We start from the raw sequence: 16169 nt of genomic DNA on the forward strand, positions 1-16169 counted from the left end.
CATGAGTAGTTAACACAGTGCCGGATTGCCCACCCGAACCCAGGGGGAAGGCTCTTCGGTATCCACCCCACAGGCGTACCACAGCACATCGCAGGACCCACCTCCCCACGTCCATCCGCCCATACCCACGTTGCAGCGGACAGGAGCGGTCATGCCCGCCAGGCACCACTCGTCACCACACCCGGCAAGCAGCAAGGCCAAGGCAGCAGGAAGGAAGCCGACGGGCGGAAAGGGCGGAACGACGCCCGCCCACGCGCCCGCCACCCCCGAACGGCCCGCCCCGGACCACGCGCCCGCCACCGCGGAACCGTCCGCCACCGCGGAACCGTCCGGCACCGGGGAACCGTCCGGCGTCGCGGGACCGTCCGGCACCGGGAAACAGCCCACCGCCGGAGAACGGCCCGCCACCTCCCTGGGCCGCATCCCCATCCTCGACGTACGCCCCGTGGTCCAGCACGGCCGCAGGCCCGCCAAGGCCGTGACCGGGGAGTCCTTCGAGGTCACGGCGACCGTGTTCCGGGAGGGCCACGACGCCGTCGCGGCGAACGTCGTGCTGCGGGACCCGGCGGGCCGGCCCGGGCCCTGGACGCCGATGCGGGAACTCGCCCCGGGCACCGACCGCTGGGGTGCCACCGTCACGGCGGGCGAACCGGGCCACTGGACCTACACGGTGGAGGCGTGGTCGGACCCGCTCGCCACCTGGCGCGAACACGCCCGGATCAAGATCCCGGCCGGCATCGACACCGAACTGGTCCTGACGGAGGGCGCGCAGTTGCACGAGCGGGCCGCCGCCGGGGTGCCGGAGGCGGAGCGCGGGCCCGTCCTGGACGCGGTGGCGGCCCTGCGGGACCGTGACCGCCCGGCCGCCTGGCGGCTGGCGTCGGCGCTGGCCCCGGAGGTGGCGGAGGTACTGGCCCGGTATCCGCTGCGGGAGCTGGTGACCGCCTCGGACCCGATGCCGTTGCTGGTGGAACGCGAACGCGCCCTGTACGGCTCGTGGTACGAGTTCTTCCCCCGCTCCGAGGGCACCGCCGAACGCCCCCACGGCACGTTCCGCACCGCCGCCCGCCGGCTGAAGGCGATCGCGGACATGGGCTTCGACGTCGTCTACCTGCCCCCGATCCACCCCATCGGCACCACCCACCGCAAGGGCCCCAACAACTCCCTGACCGCCGGCCCCGACGACGTCGGCGTGCCCTGGGCGATCGGCTCCCCCGAAGGCGGCCACGACGCCGTCCACCCGGACCTGGGCACCCTGGAGGACTTCGACTTCTTCGTCGCCGAGGCCCGCCGGCACGGCCTGGAGGTCGCACTCGACTTCGCGCTCCAGTGCTCCCCGGACCACCCCTGGGTGGAGAAGCACCCCGAGTGGTTCCACCACCGCCCGGACGGCTCGATCGCCTACGCCGAGAACCCGCCGAAGAAGTACCAGGACATCTACCCGATCGCCTTCGACGCCGACATGGACGGCCTGGTCGCCGAGACCCTGCGCATCCTGCGGCACTGGATGGCCCACGGCGTGCGCATCTTCCGCGTGGACAACCCGCACACCAAACCCGTGGTCTTCTGGGAACGGGTCATCGCCGGCATCAACCGCGGCGACCCGGACGTGATCTTCCTGGCGGAGGCGTTCACCCGCCCGGCGATGATGCACACCCTGGCCCAGACCGGCTTCCAGCAGTCCTACACCTACTTCACCTGGCGCACCACCAAGCAGGAGCTGACGGAGTACCTGACGGAGCTGACGGGGGAGGCGGCGGCCTACATGCGGCCGAACTTCTTCGCCAACACCCCCGACATCCTGCACGCCTACCTCCAGCACGGCGGGCGCCCCGCGTTCGAGGTGCGTGCCGTGCTGGCCGCCACCCTCTCCCCCGCCTGGGGCATCTACTCCGGCTACGAACTGTGCGAGAACACCCCGCTGAAGGAGGGCGGGGAGGAGTACCTGGACTCGGAGAAGTACCAGCTCAGGCCCCGCGACTGGGAGGCCGCCGAGCGCGAGGGCCGGAGCATCGCCCCGCTCATCACCCGCCTGAACACCATCCGCCGCCGCCATGTGGCACTCCAGCGGCTGCGCAACCTCCACTTCCACCACGCGGATCAGGACGCGGTGCTCGTCTACTCGAAGCGCGCGGGGACGGACACGGTGGTCGTGGTCGTCAACCTGGACCCGCACCACACCCAGGAGGCCACGGTCTCGTTGGACATGCCGCGACTCGGCCTGGACTGGCACGAGTCCGTGCCGGTGCGCGACGAGCTCACCGGTGAGACCTACCACTGGGGCAGGGCCAACTACGTGCGTCTCGAACCGGGTCACCGGCCCGCGCATGTCTTCACCGTCCTGCGACCGTCCAACCCGCAGATCGGAGGGTCACCCACGATATGACCGTCAACGAGCCAGTACTGGACACCTTCGAGGACACTCCGGCCAAGGACCGGGACCCGGAGTGGTTCAAACGCGCCGTCTTCTACGAGGTCCTGGTCCGCTCCTTCCAGGACAGCAACGGCGACGGCGTCGGCGACCTGAAGGGCCTGACCGCCAAGCTGGACTACCTCCAGTGGCTCGGCGTGGACTGCCTGTGGCTGCCGCCCTTCTTCAAGTCCCCGCTCAGGGACGGGGGTTACGACGTCTCCGACTACACCGCCGTCCTGCCGGAGTTCGGTGACCTCGCCGACTTCGTGGAGTTCGTGGACGCCGCCCACCAGCGCGGCATGCGGGTGATCATCGACTTCGTCATGAACCACACCAGCGACCAGCACCCGTGGTTCCAGGAGTCGAGGCGGGATCCGCACGGGCCGTACGGGGAGTACTACGTCTGGGCCGACGACGACAAGCAGTACCAGGACGCCCGGATCATCTTCGTCGACACCGAGGTCTCCAACTGGACGTACGACCCGGTGCGCAAGCAGTACTACTGGCACCGCTTCTTCTCGCACCAGCCCGACCTCAACTACGAGAACCCGGCCGTCCAGGAGGAGATCCTCTCCGCGCTGCGGTTCTGGCTGGACCTCGGCATCGACGGGTTCCGGCTGGACGCGGTGCCGTATCTGTACCAGCGGGAGGGCACCAACTGCGAGAACCTGCCCGCCACCCACGAGTTCCTGAAACGGGTGCGCCGGGAGATCGACGCCCAGTACCCGGACAAGGTGCTGCTGGCGGAGGCCAACCAGTGGCCCGAGGACGTGGTCGACTACTTCGGCGACTACTCCGCCGGCGGCGACGAGTGCCACATGGCGTTCCACTTCCCCGTCATGCCGCGCATCTTCATGGCCGTGCGCCGCGAGTCCCGCTACCCGGTCTCCGAGATCCTCGCCAAGACCCCCGCGATCCCCTCGAACTGCCAGTGGGGCATCTTCCTGCGCAACCACGACGAGCTGACCCTCGAAATGGTCACCGACGAGGAACGCGACTACATGTGGGCCGAGTACGCCAAGGACCCCCGCATGCGCGCCAACATCGGCATCCGCCGCCGCCTCGCCCCCCTGCTCGACAACGACCGCAACCAGATCGAGCTGTTCACCGCCCTGCTGCTGTCCCTGCCCGGCTCGCCGATCCTCTACTACGGCGACGAGATCGGCATGGGCGACAACATCTGGCTCGGCGACCGCGACGCCGTCCGCACCCCCATGCAGTGGACCCCCGACCGCAACGCCGGCTTCTCGACGTGCGACCCCGGGCGCCTGTTCCTGCCCACGATCATGGACCCGGTCCACGGCTACCAGGTCACCAACGTCGAAGCGTCCATGTCCTCCCCGTCGTCGCTGCTGCACTGGACCCGCCGGATGATCGAGATCCGCAAGCAGAACCCCGCCTTCGGACTCGGCTCCTACACCGAACTGCCCTCCTCCAACCCGGCGGTGCTCGCCTTCCTGCGGGAGTACGAGGACGACCTCGTGCTGTGCGTTCACAACTTCTCCCGCTTCGCCCAGCCCACGGAGCTGGACCTCAGCCGGTTCGGCGGACGGCATCCCGTCGAGCTGTTCGGCGGGGTGCGCTTCCCGGCCATCGGCGAACTGCCGTACCTGCTCACCCTCGCGGGGCACGGCTTCTACTGGTTCCGGCTGCGCCGCGAGGCCGCGTAGCCCCGGCGCCCGGTGGGGCGGTTTCCGCCGTCCCACCCGGGGCACCCCTCAGTAACACCCCGACTACTCCCCGGGGAAAGGACGTGACGCCATGGCGGAAACGGTCACCCCCTCCGGCACCACAGGTTCACTCCTCGCCTCGCTCGACCCCCTGCTGCGCACCTGGCTGCCCCGGCAGCGCTGGTTCGCCGGCAAGGGGCGCCCGGTCACCGCCTTCACCCCGGTGACCGTCACCGAACTGCTGCCGTCCGGCGGCCGGGTGGGCCTGTACCACCTGCTGCTGCGGGTCCACCAGCCGTCCGCGCCGGGCGGTGAGCCGCACCCCGGCGACTGCTACCAGCTCCTCGTCGGCGTGCGCCGGGCGCTGCCGCCCCGGCTGGCGCCCGCGCTGATCGGACACGTCGCCAAGGGGCCGCTCGCCGGGTGCACGGTGTACGACGCGCTGTACGACCCCCGGCCCGCCGAACTGCTCCTGGAGGCCCTGCGCCGCCGGACCCGGATCGGCGTGCTGCGCTTCGAGCGGGACGCGCGCCAGGAGATCCGGCCCGGTCTCGTGGCCCGGCTGATGACCGCCGAGCAGTCCAACTCGTCGGTCGTCTATGGAGATACGTTCATTCTCAAGGTGCTGCGCCGCGTGGTGCCCGGCGTCAACCCCGACCTGGAGCTGCCGCTCGCGCTGGCCCGGGAGGGCTGTCCCCGGGTGCCCGCGCCCACGGGCTGGCTGCGGGCCGAGCCGGGCGGGGAACCGTATGTGCTCGCCGTGCTCCAGCCCTACGTCAGCGGGGCGAGCGACGGCTGGGAGCTGGCGCTGCGCGAACTGGCCAAGGGCGAGGACTTCACGGCGGAGGCCCACGCCCTGGGCCGGGCCACCGCCGAGGTGCACACCGCGCTCGCCCGTGCCCTGCCCACCGTCACCCTCGGCCGCGGCCAGTTGGAGCCGCTGGTGGACGGCATGACCGAGCGGCTGGCGGCGGCCGCGCGGGCGGTGCCGGCCCTGGCGCCGTACGAACCCGGGCTGCGCTCGGCCTACACCGCGCTGGCCGCGCTCGCCGCCGAGGGCCGCACCTGGACCGCCCAGCGGGTGCACGGCGATCTGCACCTGGGGCAGTGCCTGCGGGCGCCGGCCGGCGGCTGGTCGCTGATCGACTTCGAGGGCGAGCCGGCCCGGCCGCTGGCGGAGCGGCGCATGCCGCAGCCGGCGGTGCGGGACGTCGCGGGCATGCTCCGCTCCTTCGACTACGCGGCCCGCTCGGTCCGCCCGCCCGACCCGGGCTGGGCACACGCCTGCCGGGCGGCCTACTGCTCCGGGTACGCGGAGGCCTCCGGCCGCGATCCGCGCACCGATCCGGTGCTGCTGCGGGCCTACGAGACCGACAAGGCGGTCTACGAGGTCGTCTACGAGGCCCGGCACCGGCCCGACTGGCTCCCCGTACCGATGTCGGCGATCCGCCGCCTCGCCACGTCCGACCCGACCTGACCGACCCGTTCCTCGTCCGGGAGACTCGCTCGTGACGTCCAAGAAGCCAGCCGCCGGGAACTCCGGCGGACACCCCCGAGCCGCGCAGGCACAGGCCGGGCAGGCCCGAGCCGCACAGGCCGAAGCGGCGCAGGCCCAAGCGACGCGGGCGCGGTCCGCGCGGGTGCCCGCACAGTCCGCGCCGTCCGGGCCGTCCGGGCCGTCCGGGCCGGAGGGCACCCCCGTCCCCGCCCCGGCCGCGCCCGTCGTCTCCGCGGCCTCCGCCGCCGTCGACGCCGATGACCGGGTGCGGCTGCTGCACGGCACCCATCACGATCCGCACGCCGTGCTCGGCGCCCACCCGGCCCCCGGCGGGGTCGCCTTCCGCGTCTTTCGCCCGTACGCGCGGGCCGTCACCGTGGACTGCGGCGAGCTGCGCGCGCGGCTGCACGACGACGGCGACGGCTTCTTCTCCGGCCTGGTCCCGCTCGCCTCGGTCCCCGCCTACCGGTTGCTCGTGGCGTACGACGGCACGGTCCTGGAGACCGAGGACCCCTACCGCTTCCTGCCCACCCTGGGCGAGCTGGACCTGCACCTGATCGGCGAGGGCCGGCACGAGCAGTTGTGGCGGGCGCTCGGCGCCCACGTCGGCACCCATCAGGGCGTCACCGGCACCCGGTTCGCGGTGTGGGCGCCGAACGCGCGGGGCGTCCGGGTCTGCGGCGACTTCAACCTCTGGGACGGCACCGGCTTCCCGATGCGCTCGCTGGGCGGCACCGGGGTCTGGGAGCTGTTCGTGCCGGGGATCGGAGAGGGGGAGCTGTACAAGTTCGAGATCACCCGGCCGGACGGGTCGCGCACCCTGCGCGCCGACCCGCTGGCCCGCCGCACCGAGGTCCCGCCCGCGACGTCGTCCGTCGTGGACGTCTCGCACCACGAGTGGGGCGACGCCGAGTGGCTGGCGCACCGCGCGGACACCCCGGTGCACGAGGCCCCGTTCTCCGTCTACGAGGTCCACCTGCCCTCCTGGCGCCCCGGACTGACGTACCGCGAACTCGCCGACGAACTCCCCGCGTACGTTCGGGAGATGGGCTTCACCCACGTGGAGCTGATGCCGGTCGCCGAGCACCCCTTCGGCGGCTCGTGGGGCTACCAGGTCACCGGGTACTACGCTCCGACGGCCCGCCTCGGCACGCCCGACGACTTCAAGTACCTGGTGGACCGGCTGCACCAGGCCGGCATCGGGGTGCTGATGGACTGGGTGCCGGCGCACTTCCCGCGCGACGACTGGGCACTGGCCGCCTTCGACGGACGCCCGCTGTACGAGCCCCAGGACCCGGCGCGGGCCGCCCATCCGGACTGGGGCACGCTGGAGTTCGACTTCGGCCGGCGCGAGGTGCGCAACTTCCTGGTGGCGAACGCCGTGTACTGGTGCGAGGAGTTCCACATCGACGGGCTGCGGGTGGACGCCGTCGCCTCCATGCTCTACCTGGACTACTCACGGGACTCCGGGCAGTGGACGCCCAACGAGCACGGCGGCCGGGAGAACCTGGACGCGGTGGCCTTCCTCCAGGAGATGAACGCCACCGTCTACCGGCGCTGTCCGGGCGTGGTGACCATCGCCGAGGAGTCCACGGCCTGGGACGGCGTCACCCGCCCCACCCACCACCGGGGCCCGAGCGGTTTCGGCGGGCTCGGCTTCGGCCTGAAGTGGAACATGGGCTGGATGCACGACTCGCTCCAGTACATGAGCCACGACCCCGTGCACCGCAAGTACCACCACCACGAGATGACGTTCTCGATGGTGTACGCCTACAGCGAGAACTACGTCCTGCCGATCTCGCACGACGAGGTGGTGCACGGCAAGGGGTCCCTGGTGTCGAAGATGCCGGGCGACTGGTGGCAGCGGCGCGCCAACCACCGGGCCTATCTGGGCTTCATGTGGGCCCACCCCGGCAAGCAACTGCTGTTCATGGGGCAGGAGTTCGCGCAGGGCGCCGAGTGGTCGGAGGCGCGCGGTCCGGACTGGTGGCTGCTGGACGCGGGGTACGGCGCGGCGGCGGACCACCGGGGCGTGCAGGACCTCGTCCGGGACCTGAACACGGTGTACCGGGCCTCCCCGGCGCTGTGGCAGCGGGACACCGATCCGGCGGGGTTCGAATGGATCGCCGGGGACGCGGCGGACGACAACGTCTTCGCGTTCCTGCGCCGCGCCGCCGACGGCACCCCGCTGCTCGCGGTCTCCCACCTGGCACCGGTGGTCCGCCCCGGCTACCGCGTCGGGGTGCCGGAGGACGTCCCGGCCTGGGTGGAGGTCCTGAACACCGACGCGGCGCGCTACGGCGGCAGCGGCGTGACCCACCCGGACCCCCTCAAGCCGGACCCGCGGGGCGCCCACGGCCGCCCCACAAGCCTCCACCTGACCCTGCCCCCACTGGCCACGGTGTGGCTGCGACCGGCGTAACGATCGGTGATCGCTCCTTCCAGCGGAGCCATAGTGCATGTACGGGACACCGTCCAGGAGGTCCGGCCTTCCCTAAGAGATCCCGCAGTCTGTCTCCGGAGGGCAGAAGTTGCTCGTCGCCGTGTCGACGATGGAACGTTCTTCGGTCAGGTCCGGATCGTCGGCCTGCCAGGCGGCCACGCTGTACTGTTTACCGTCGGCCGCTTGGAAGCGGATGTCGACGACATACCAGGTCCCGTCCGTTTCCCCGTCGAGGCGGTACCCCAAGAGCCGGCCGGTGACGGTGTCCCGCTCGAAGGGTTCGGGGTCGGCCAGCTGCTCGTACCCCTCCCGTCGGCCGACCGCTTCGACGGATTCCTCAAGGGTGGCCTCGGCCACCTCGGACACGACGAGGTAGCGCGCCGGGTCCTCCGGCGACTCGTAGGGCACCCAGAACGTACCGCCCGCTCCGTCCGGGGTGCCTCGTTTCCACCCCTCGAGAACCGCTGCGCTGAAGCCCTCCGCGTCGTGGACGAGCCGGTAGCCCTCGGGCAGGGCGGCACCGGCCGGGGTGCCGGCCCCGGCGGACGGCTCACCGCCGACCCGGTGGTCGCCGCGGGACACCGCCGGGGATGCCGAGGAGCCGGCCCGGTCGGCCCGGCCGTCCCCGGCGACCCGGGTCACCACCGCACCGGCGACCACGACCGCGGCCACGACCACGGCGGCCACCGCCCATAGGGCGCGGCGGCCGGCCCGTGGGGCGCCTGGGTCTGGAGCGGGGGCCGCCGGGACCGGCCAGGCGGTATCCGGCGGACCGGCCGGCCGCACCGGGGAAGGCGACACCCCGGCGGGTGGCGTACCGGGGTCGCCTCGCTCGTCCCACCGCTGGGCGTCCTCGTTCCAGTAGCGCCCTGCCCCGCTCATCGCACTCGTCCTCACATCCCGAGCAGCCCCGCGACCGCTCCCGCCGAGGACAGCACGGTAGTCAACGAAGCCGCGTCGGTGAGGAGTTCCCGCAGCCGCCGCAGACGGCGCTCGTCCGCGCTTCCGGCGCGAACGATCTCTTCCTCCGTGTCGGCGAGGGCCGCGTCCAGGCCGGCGGTCTGCTCGCTCGCCCGCACCCTGACCAGATCCGCTCTCAGCTGCCTCACGGCGACGAGGAGTTGCTCGGTGCGGTCATCGCGTGACGTCGACGGCGTACCGTGATGGCTCTCCGCCCGCGCGTGACTGCCGATGGCGAAGGTACTGCCGGACACGTCACCGATGGTGATGTGGGGCTGAGCCTGTTCATCGGCCATAGCCGGCTCCCCTCTGCGACAGCGGCTGCGCGCCGCTGGTCGTGGCGTGGGCATGGGCGCCGATGGCGAAGGTGCCGCCCACGACCGAATCGATGTTGACGCCGCCGTTGCTGATGTGGACGATCTTCTGGGCGAATTCACCGGTTTGGTATCCGGCTTCCGCCAGCGCCGCCTTGACACCGTAGGCGATGCGGTCCTGCACGCTCTTCAGATAGCGGTCGACGTCCATGGTCTGGAACAGCGACCCGGCGGGCTCCGCGGCGAGTTCGCGTACCGACAGGGCCGGCCCGCCGGGCTCGGTGCCGTCGGCCTCACCGGTGAGTCGGCGCCAGCCTCGCAGGGCGTGACGGCCGAGCGTCATCAAGGCCTGTCCGGGCGCCCCGGCCACCAGGGTGAAGATGTGCACGGCCTTGCCGAAGGCGTTCATGTCGGCGAAGCGATAGGCGAGATGATCGGCGTCCTTGAAGTCCGCCCGGACCGGCAGGAGCGCGTGCGGGGCGATCTCGAGCATCAGCATCCGGCCCTGCGTGTGGATGCGCACGAAGACCGTGACGACCAGGCCCTCCTCCCAGCCGTCGACCATGATGCGCAAGAAGTGCCGGCGTTTCTCACCGCCTTCCTCCACGGCCCGCGCCCGGTGTGCCTCGAACGACGCCTGGTCGTACGGCGCCTCCTCACGGTGCCGCAGACCTTCCACCGGCAGAAACACGCACTCGTCGATCCGCAGACCGCGGAGCCGGTCCCGTACGACCTGGCCGCTTCCCTCGGCGGACTCCGCCACTTCGCGCAGCTGCTCGATGAAGGGGCGCATCGCGGCGAGAACCGTCGTGTTCCCGAGGGCCCGTGTCTGACTCGTTCCGTTCGGCCGCAGTTCGACCGCGAGGACCCAGGGGTCCTGGGCGGTGCCGGCGCCACAGAAGGGGTGTGCCTCGTGGTACATCACCAGCGGGGAGTACTGCTCGCGTCGGATGCGGCGGGCGACCCGCAGCCAACGCCGTCCCTGGAACCGCTCGGCCCGGTCGACGGCGGCGCTCGCGAAGCCGCGCGAGGACAGCTCGCCGCGCAGCACCCGCACGAAGTGCAGCTCCTGCCCGGCGACGCACACCCCCAGTGCCAGCAGCACCGCCAACGAGAGCCATGCCTCCCACGGCCGGATGTCGGGGGTCACGAAATCCAGCACGGTGAGCAGGGCGGAGCGCTTGCCGGGCACCTTCCCGGCCCCGGCCTCCTTCTCGGCCGTCCCTCCCAGGCCCCGGACCACGCTGTAGTACACCAGGTAGGCGAGGAGCAGCCGTCCGACCCAGCGCAGCACGAAGGACGGCAGGCGTCGGTGGACCGGCGGGGCGTCCGCGATGCCCCTGATCGCCTTGCCGAACGTCATCAGCAGCCCGGGAATCACCAGGATCAGCAGCCAGTAGGAGGCCACCGCTCCCAGCGCCATGAGCAGGGTGACCGCGACGGCCCAGGCCAGCTCCACCCGCCGGGCGCGCAGCGCGTGAGCCAGGACCCGGGCGGCGTCGAACCCGAACGAGGGCGCCACGACCCGGTGTTCGCTCCCGTACAGCTCGTCGATCACCTGATCGCGGTACTTGGTGTCCAGGTAGGTTCCCGCGCAGAGCAGGCGGCAGGCCTCGCTCACCCGCGGGGCGACGGCCGGTGGCCTTACGGCGACGCGCGGTGACTGCTGCGGCGGTAGGGGTTGCGACGGCACGTGATCGGTACTCAATGCGCTCCTCGGCGGAAAGCCTTGTGCGACACGCCGGTCAAGGGCCTTCAGCATAGAGCGGCGGCACAGGGGGGACCCATGAAACGCGGTGACTCGTCATGTCGTCAGGCAGTGCACGGCAGGGCGGAGACCGTGAGGGCCCACGCGAGGACGTGGGGTGCCGCCCTGCCGGGCATCCCGGAGCGGTAGGGGACCGCGCCCCCGGCGCGTCAGACCGCGTCCACCAGTCCCTTCGGGAGCGTCCCCGTGTGCAGGACGCCCAGGCGTTGGGTGGCGCGGGTCAGGGCCACGTACAGGTCGCTCGTGCCGTAGGCGGCGGGTTCCACCACCAGGACCGAGTCGAACTCCAGGCCCTTGGCCTGGCGGGGGTCGAGCAGGACCACCGTGCGGGTCAGGTCGGGTTCCGCGCCCGCCGTGACGCCGTCCAGGCGCGCGGCCAGGGCGTGGTGCAGGTCGCGCGGGGCGATCACCGCCAGCCGGCCCTCGTCGGGGGTGAGTTCGGCGACCGCCTCGGCGACCGCGCCGGGCAGGTCGTCCAGGGCCTGCCGCACCCAGGGCCGTACGCCGGTGGAGCGCACCGAGCTGGGCGGCTCGAAGTCCGGGTGCTCGGCGCGGACCACGGCCGCCGCCAGGTCCATGATCTCGGCCGGGGTGCGGTAGTTGACGCCCAGCCGGGTGTGTTCCCAGCGGTCCTCGACATAGGGGGCGAGGATGTCCGCCCAGGAGCCGACGCCGGCCGCCTCGGCGGTCTGGGCGGGGTCGCCGACCAGGGTCATCGAGCGGGTCGGGCTGCGCCGCATCAGCAACCGCCAGGCCATCGGCGACAGTTCCTGCGCCTCGTCCACGATGATGTGCCCGAACGCCCAGGTGCGGTCGGCGGCGGCCCGTTCGGCGGCGCTGCGGTGGTCGGCCTCCTCGTGCCGTTCGGCGAACCGCTCGGCGTCGATGATGTCGTGCGCGGACAGCACCTCGCTCGCGTCCGGGTCGCTGTCCTCCTTGTCCTCGAACTCGTAGGTCCGGGAGGCGTACGACACGTCGAGCACGCCCTGCGCGTAGGCCACCTGGGTCTCGCGTTCGCGTTCGGCGCGGGCGCGGGCCAGCCGGTCGTCCTCGCCGAGGAGTTCGGCCGCCTCGTCCAGCAGCGGCACGTCGGCGACGGTCCAGGCGCGGGTCACCGGGCGGCGGATCGCGTCGGCGTCCTCCTTGGGCAGGTAGCCGTCGGGCTCGGCGAGGAAGTCGGCGACCAGCCGCCGCGGGGTGAGCCGCGGCCACAGCCGGTCGACGGCGTCCCAGACCTCGGGGTTCTCGGCGAGTTCGTCGCGGATCTGGGTGATGTCGGAGGCGTCGAGCAGGCTGCTGCCGTCGTAGGGGTCGGTGCCCACGCGCTCGGCGTACAGCTCGGTGAGCGTGTTGAGGATGTAGCCCTCGAAGTGCTCGCGGGCCGCGTTGTGCGGCAGTTTGGCGGCGCGGGTGCGTTCGCGGGCGACGTTCACCAGGCCGTCGTCCAGCATCAGCACCTCCCGGTCGTGCTCGATCGCGATCACCGGGTCCGGCAGGGCCTGCCGGTCGCGGACGACGGCGGCCAGCACCTCGGCCATGTCGGCACGTCCCTTGACGGCGGCGGCCTCGGGGGTGTCGGTCGCGGTGGCCTTCACCCCGGGGAACAGTTCGCCGACCGTGGCCAGCAGCACCCCGGTCTCGCCGAGGGAGGGCAGCACCTCGCCGATGTAGCCGAGGAAGGCGGGGTTGGGGCCGACGATGAGGACCGCGCGGCGGGCCAGCAGCTCCCGGTGCTCGTAGAGCAGGTACGCCGCCCGGTGCAGGGCCACCGCGGTCTTGCCGGTGCCGGGGCCGCCCTCCACGACCAGCACCCCGCGGTGCGGCGCCCGGATGATCCGGTCCTGCTCGGCCTGGATGGTCTGCACGATGTCGCTCATCCGGCCGGTGCGCGCCGAGTTCAGCGCGGCCAGCAGCACGGCGTCGCCGTTGTGGTCCTCGTGGCCGGTGCGGGTGGCGTCGCCGAGGTCCAGGATCTCGTCGTGCAGGGAGGTGACCGTCCGGCCCTCGGTGGCGATGTGCCGGCGGCGGCGCAGGCCCATCGGGGTGTGGCCGGTGGCCAGGTAGAAGGGGCGGGCGACGTCGGCCCGCCAGTCGATCAGGACGGGGGTCCGCTCGGCGTCGTCCTCGCGCAGCCCGATCCGGCCGATGTGGTGCGTCGTGCCGTCGGCCAGGTCGATCCGGCCGAAGCACAGCGAGCCGTCCACGGCGTTCAGCGCGGCGAGCAGCCCCGAGCGCTCGGCGACCAGGATGTCCCGCTCCAGCCGGGCCTGCATGGGCTTGTCGCCCTGGGCGAGCGCGTCCGCGACGGAGGTCTCGGTCTCGCCGCGCAGGACGTCCACGCGCGCGTACAGTCCGTCGATGAATTCCTGCTCGCCACGCAATTCATCGTCGGTGAATTCGCTGTTCGACAGATCCGCGTTTGACAATTCCGCTCCCGCCCGCATATACTGTGGCAACTGGACTTCTTCGCGATCTCTTGAAATGGAAGTCGCGAACCACCGAATATACGCAGAGAAATCCCCCGAGCGCAATTGCCCGGGGGATTTTTTGGCGGTCGGCGGCCGCTTCACAGCACGTCGGCCAGCTCCTCCAGCAGCCGCCGCTGGGGGCGCGCGCCCACCATCGCCTTCACCGGCTCACCGTCCCGGAAGACCATGAACGTCGGCATCGACAGCACCTTGTAGGCGTTCGTGGTCTCCGGGTTGTGGTCCACGTCCAGCTGGACGACCTTGAGCCGCTCGCCCTCCTCGGCCGCGAGCCGGCTGAGCACCGGCGCCATCTGCCGGCACGGCGGACACCAGTCGGCCGTGAACTCCACCAGCACCGGCAGTCGCGCCTCCAGGACCTCCGTCGCGAAGTCCGCGTCCCCCACTTCCGCCACATTTGCCGCTTTGCTCATCGCTGCCCTCCCAATTCACACACGGGTTCCGGACCTCCCGGAACCAGCGCCTCGGCAGCCAGCTCGTCGCGTGCCCGTTCGGCCCGCGCCAGCTGCCCCGCGACCGTCTCCCGTACGGCGGTCAGCTGCCCGATGAGCGCGTCCAGCTCGGCCAGCTTGCTCCGGTAGACCACCAGCGACGCCGGGCAGGAGTCGCCCTGCGGATGCCCGGCCCGCAGGCACTCCACGAACGGCCGGGTCTCCTCCAGGTCGAAGCCGAAGTCCCGCAGGGTGCGGATCTGCGCCAGCAGCCGCAGATCGCCCTCGTCGTACGTCCGGTGTCCGTGGGCGTCGCGCCGGGCCGGCAGCAGCCCCCGGGACTCGTAGTAGCGCAGGGTGCGGGTCGTGGTTCCGGCCCGTGCGGCCAGCTCGCCGATTCGCATGTCCCCGACGGTACGGGTTGACGTCGGCGTCAACGCAAGACCGGCCGGGACGGCGGTCCCGGCCGGTCTCGCGCTCCCCCGCGCCGGAAGGTCAGGCGGTCCTGCTGTCCGCCAGCTCCTTCTCCGCGTCCTGGGCCCGCGAGGTCTCCGCTTCCTTGCGCGGCAGCAGGACGGCCACCAGGACCGTGCCCACGCCCAGGATCACCGCGCCGACCAGGCTGGTGTGGGCGACCGCGTCGGAGAAGGCGGAGCCGACCGCGTCGGCCATCTGCCGGGCGCCGGAGGCCAGCTCGCCGGCCTGCTGCTTGAGCTGCGCGGCCTGCTGCGGGTCGGTCGCCTGCTGGGCCCGCGCGGCGGCCTCGTGGGCCTTCTCGCCGATGCCCTGCGCGACGGCGTACCCGGCGCCGACCGAGTCCTGCGCGGTGTCCAGGGCGCTCGCCGGGAGCTTGCTGCCCCGGGTGGCGTCGGACAGGTGGTCGCTGTAGGAGGTGGCCAGCAGGGAGCCGAGGATGGCGATGCCGAGCGAGCCGCCCAGCTCCAGCGAGGTGTCGTTGACGGCGCCGCCGACGCCCAGCTCCGACTCCGGGAACGCGCCCATGATGGCGTCGGTGCAGGGCGAGAGCGCCAGGCCTATCGCGAGGCCCAGGATGATCAGGGGCGCCACGAAGTCGCCGTACGCGGAGCCGGCGTCCACCCGGGTGAGCAGCGCGAGGGCGACCGTGCCGCCGGCCATGCCCGCGCCGACGGTCCACTTCATGCCGACGCGCGGGGTGAGCAGGGCGGTCAGGGCCGAGCCGACGAAGACCGCGCCGGCCAGCGGCAGCATGCGCACACCGGTCTGCAGGGCGTCGTAGCCGAGGACGAACTGCAGGTGCTGGGTCAGGTAGTAGAAGGCGCCGAAGACGGCCAGGAAGAACAGGGCGACGGCGAGGTTGGAGCCCGCGAAGCGGCGGGCGGTGAAGCGGCGCACGTCCAGGATCGGGCGCGGGTGGCGCAGCTCCCACAGCACGAAGACGACCAGGCCCACGCCGGCGACGACGGCCGCGCCGATCGCCTTGGCGCCCCAGCCGAAGTGCGGCCCCTCGATGATCATGTAGACGAGCGCGGCGGTCCAGATCACCGACAGCACGCCGCCGACGTAGTCGATGCGGTCGTGGTGGCCCGCCTTCGACGGCGGGACGAGGACGAAGGCGGCGATCAGCGCGACGGCCGCGACGGGCACGTTGATCAGGAAGGTGGAGGACCAGCCGTGGTCGCGCAGCAGGGCACCGGCCACCACGGGTCCGGCGGCGATGGCGAGTCCGGCGGTGGCGGTCCACAGGGTGATGGCCTTGGCCCGCTCGGCGCGCGGGAAGGTCGCGGCGAGCAGCGAGAGCGTGGCCGGCATGATCAGCGCCGCGCCGACGCCCATCACGGCGCGGGCCGCGATGACGGTCGCCGCGCTGTCGGCGAGGTAGCCGAAGACGGCTCCGCCGCCGAACACCACCAGGCCGAGGACGAGCGCGCCGCGCCGGCTGTACTTGTCGCCGATCGCACCGAGCAGCAGCATCAGCGCCGCGTACGGCACGGTGTAGCCGTCGATCACCCACTGCAGGTCGGCGCTGGAGAGCCCGAGGTCCTTCGTCATGTCGGGCGCGGCGACCGTGAGGGCGGTGTTCGCCATCACGATGATCAGCAGGCTCAGGCAGAGCACCAGCAGCGCCCACCATCGCCGGGCGTAGGGGCGCTCCATCCTTTCGACCGGTTCGGTCATGACGAGTCGCATGGCAGGGGTCGCCTTCC

At 72.1% G+C, this 16169-nt stretch carries 11 protein-coding genes; 4 read left to right on the top strand and 7 right to left on the bottom strand.

The window, feature by feature from the left end; genetic code table 11:
• Positions 1 to 151: 151 nt before the first annotated feature.
• The 4 genes from Srubr_RS24655 to glgB all read left to right on the top strand — a co-directional run bounded on the left by Srubr_RS24655 (position 152) and on the right by glgB (position 8003).
• Positions 152 to 2386, top strand: a complete 2235-nt coding sequence (locus Srubr_RS24655; RefSeq protein ID WP_230426667.1) for an alpha-1,4-glucan--maltose-1-phosphate maltosyltransferase — start codon at positions 152 to 154, stop codon at positions 2384 to 2386.
• Positions 2383 to 4083 (top strand): maltose alpha-D-glucosyltransferase, encoded by a 1701-nt coding sequence (treS, locus tag Srubr_RS24660; RefSeq protein ID WP_203855051.1) that lies wholly within the window; start codon positions 2383 to 2385, stop codon positions 4081 to 4083. The genes Srubr_RS24655 and treS overlap by 4 nt, the downstream gene beginning before the upstream one ends.
• A gap of 91 nt (positions 4084 to 4174) precedes the next feature.
• Entirely contained in the window at positions 4175 to 5560 is a 1386-nt protein-coding gene (locus Srubr_RS24665) for a maltokinase N-terminal cap-like domain-containing protein (RefSeq protein WP_189998681.1), read from the top strand.
• Positions 5561 to 5591: 31 nt separating this feature from the next.
• Positions 5592 to 8003 carry a 1,4-alpha-glucan branching enzyme gene (gene glgB, locus Srubr_RS24670; RefSeq protein WP_189998683.1) on the top strand — a complete coding sequence of 804 codons (2412 nt, stop codon included), beginning with the start codon at positions 5592 to 5594 and terminating at the stop codon, positions 8001 to 8003.
• 72 nt (positions 8004 to 8075) lie between these two features.
• On the opposite strand, the gene Srubr_RS24675 is transcribed toward glgB, so the two are convergent.
• The 7 genes from Srubr_RS24675 to Srubr_RS24705 all read right to left on the bottom strand — a co-directional run bounded on the left by Srubr_RS24675 (position 8076) and on the right by Srubr_RS24705 (position 16152).
• Positions 8076 to 8711 (bottom strand): hypothetical protein, encoded by a 636-nt coding sequence (locus tag Srubr_RS24675; RefSeq protein WP_203855052.1) that lies wholly within the window; start codon positions 8709 to 8711, stop codon positions 8076 to 8078.
• A gap of 206 nt (positions 8712 to 8917) precedes the next feature.
• Positions 8918 to 9280: a hypothetical protein gene (locus Srubr_RS24680; protein ID WP_189998687.1), complete on the bottom strand. Its 363-nt coding sequence runs from the start codon at positions 9278 to 9280 to the stop codon at positions 8918 to 8920.
• Complete coding sequence (locus Srubr_RS24685) at positions 9270 to 11006, bottom strand: hypothetical protein (RefSeq protein ID WP_189998689.1); 1737 nt, start codon at positions 11004 to 11006, stop codon at positions 9270 to 9272. The genes Srubr_RS24680 and Srubr_RS24685 overlap by 11 nt, the downstream gene beginning before the upstream one ends.
• Positions 11007 to 11215: 209 nt before the next feature.
• Complete coding sequence (locus Srubr_RS24690) at positions 11216 to 13510, bottom strand: HelD family protein (RefSeq protein ID WP_229926947.1); 2295 nt, start codon at positions 13508 to 13510, stop codon at positions 11216 to 11218.
• A 122-nt stretch (positions 13511 to 13632) separates the two neighbouring features.
• On the bottom strand, positions 13633 to 13965 hold the full coding sequence (locus tag Srubr_RS24695; protein ID WP_308439948.1) for a thioredoxin family protein: 333 nt from the start codon (positions 13963 to 13965) through the stop codon (positions 13633 to 13635).
• The gene (locus tag Srubr_RS24700) at positions 13962 to 14387 is read right to left on the bottom strand and encodes a MerR family transcriptional regulator (RefSeq protein WP_189998691.1); all 426 of its coding nucleotides are present in this window, start codon (positions 14385 to 14387) and stop codon (positions 13962 to 13964) included. Before Srubr_RS24700 ends, Srubr_RS24695 begins: the two co-directional genes overlap by 4 nt.
• A gap of 91 nt (positions 14388 to 14478) precedes the next feature.
• A complete protein-coding gene (locus Srubr_RS24705; RefSeq protein ID WP_189998693.1) occupies positions 14479 to 16152 on the bottom strand; it encodes an MFS transporter in 1674 nt (557 codons plus the stop codon).
• Positions 16153 to 16169 lie beyond the last annotated feature (17 nt).

Origin of the sequence: Streptomyces rubradiris, from assembly GCF_016860525.1 — a bacterium.
Classification (GTDB): domain Bacteria; phylum Actinomycetota; class Actinomycetes; order Streptomycetales; family Streptomycetaceae; genus Streptomyces; species Streptomyces rubradiris.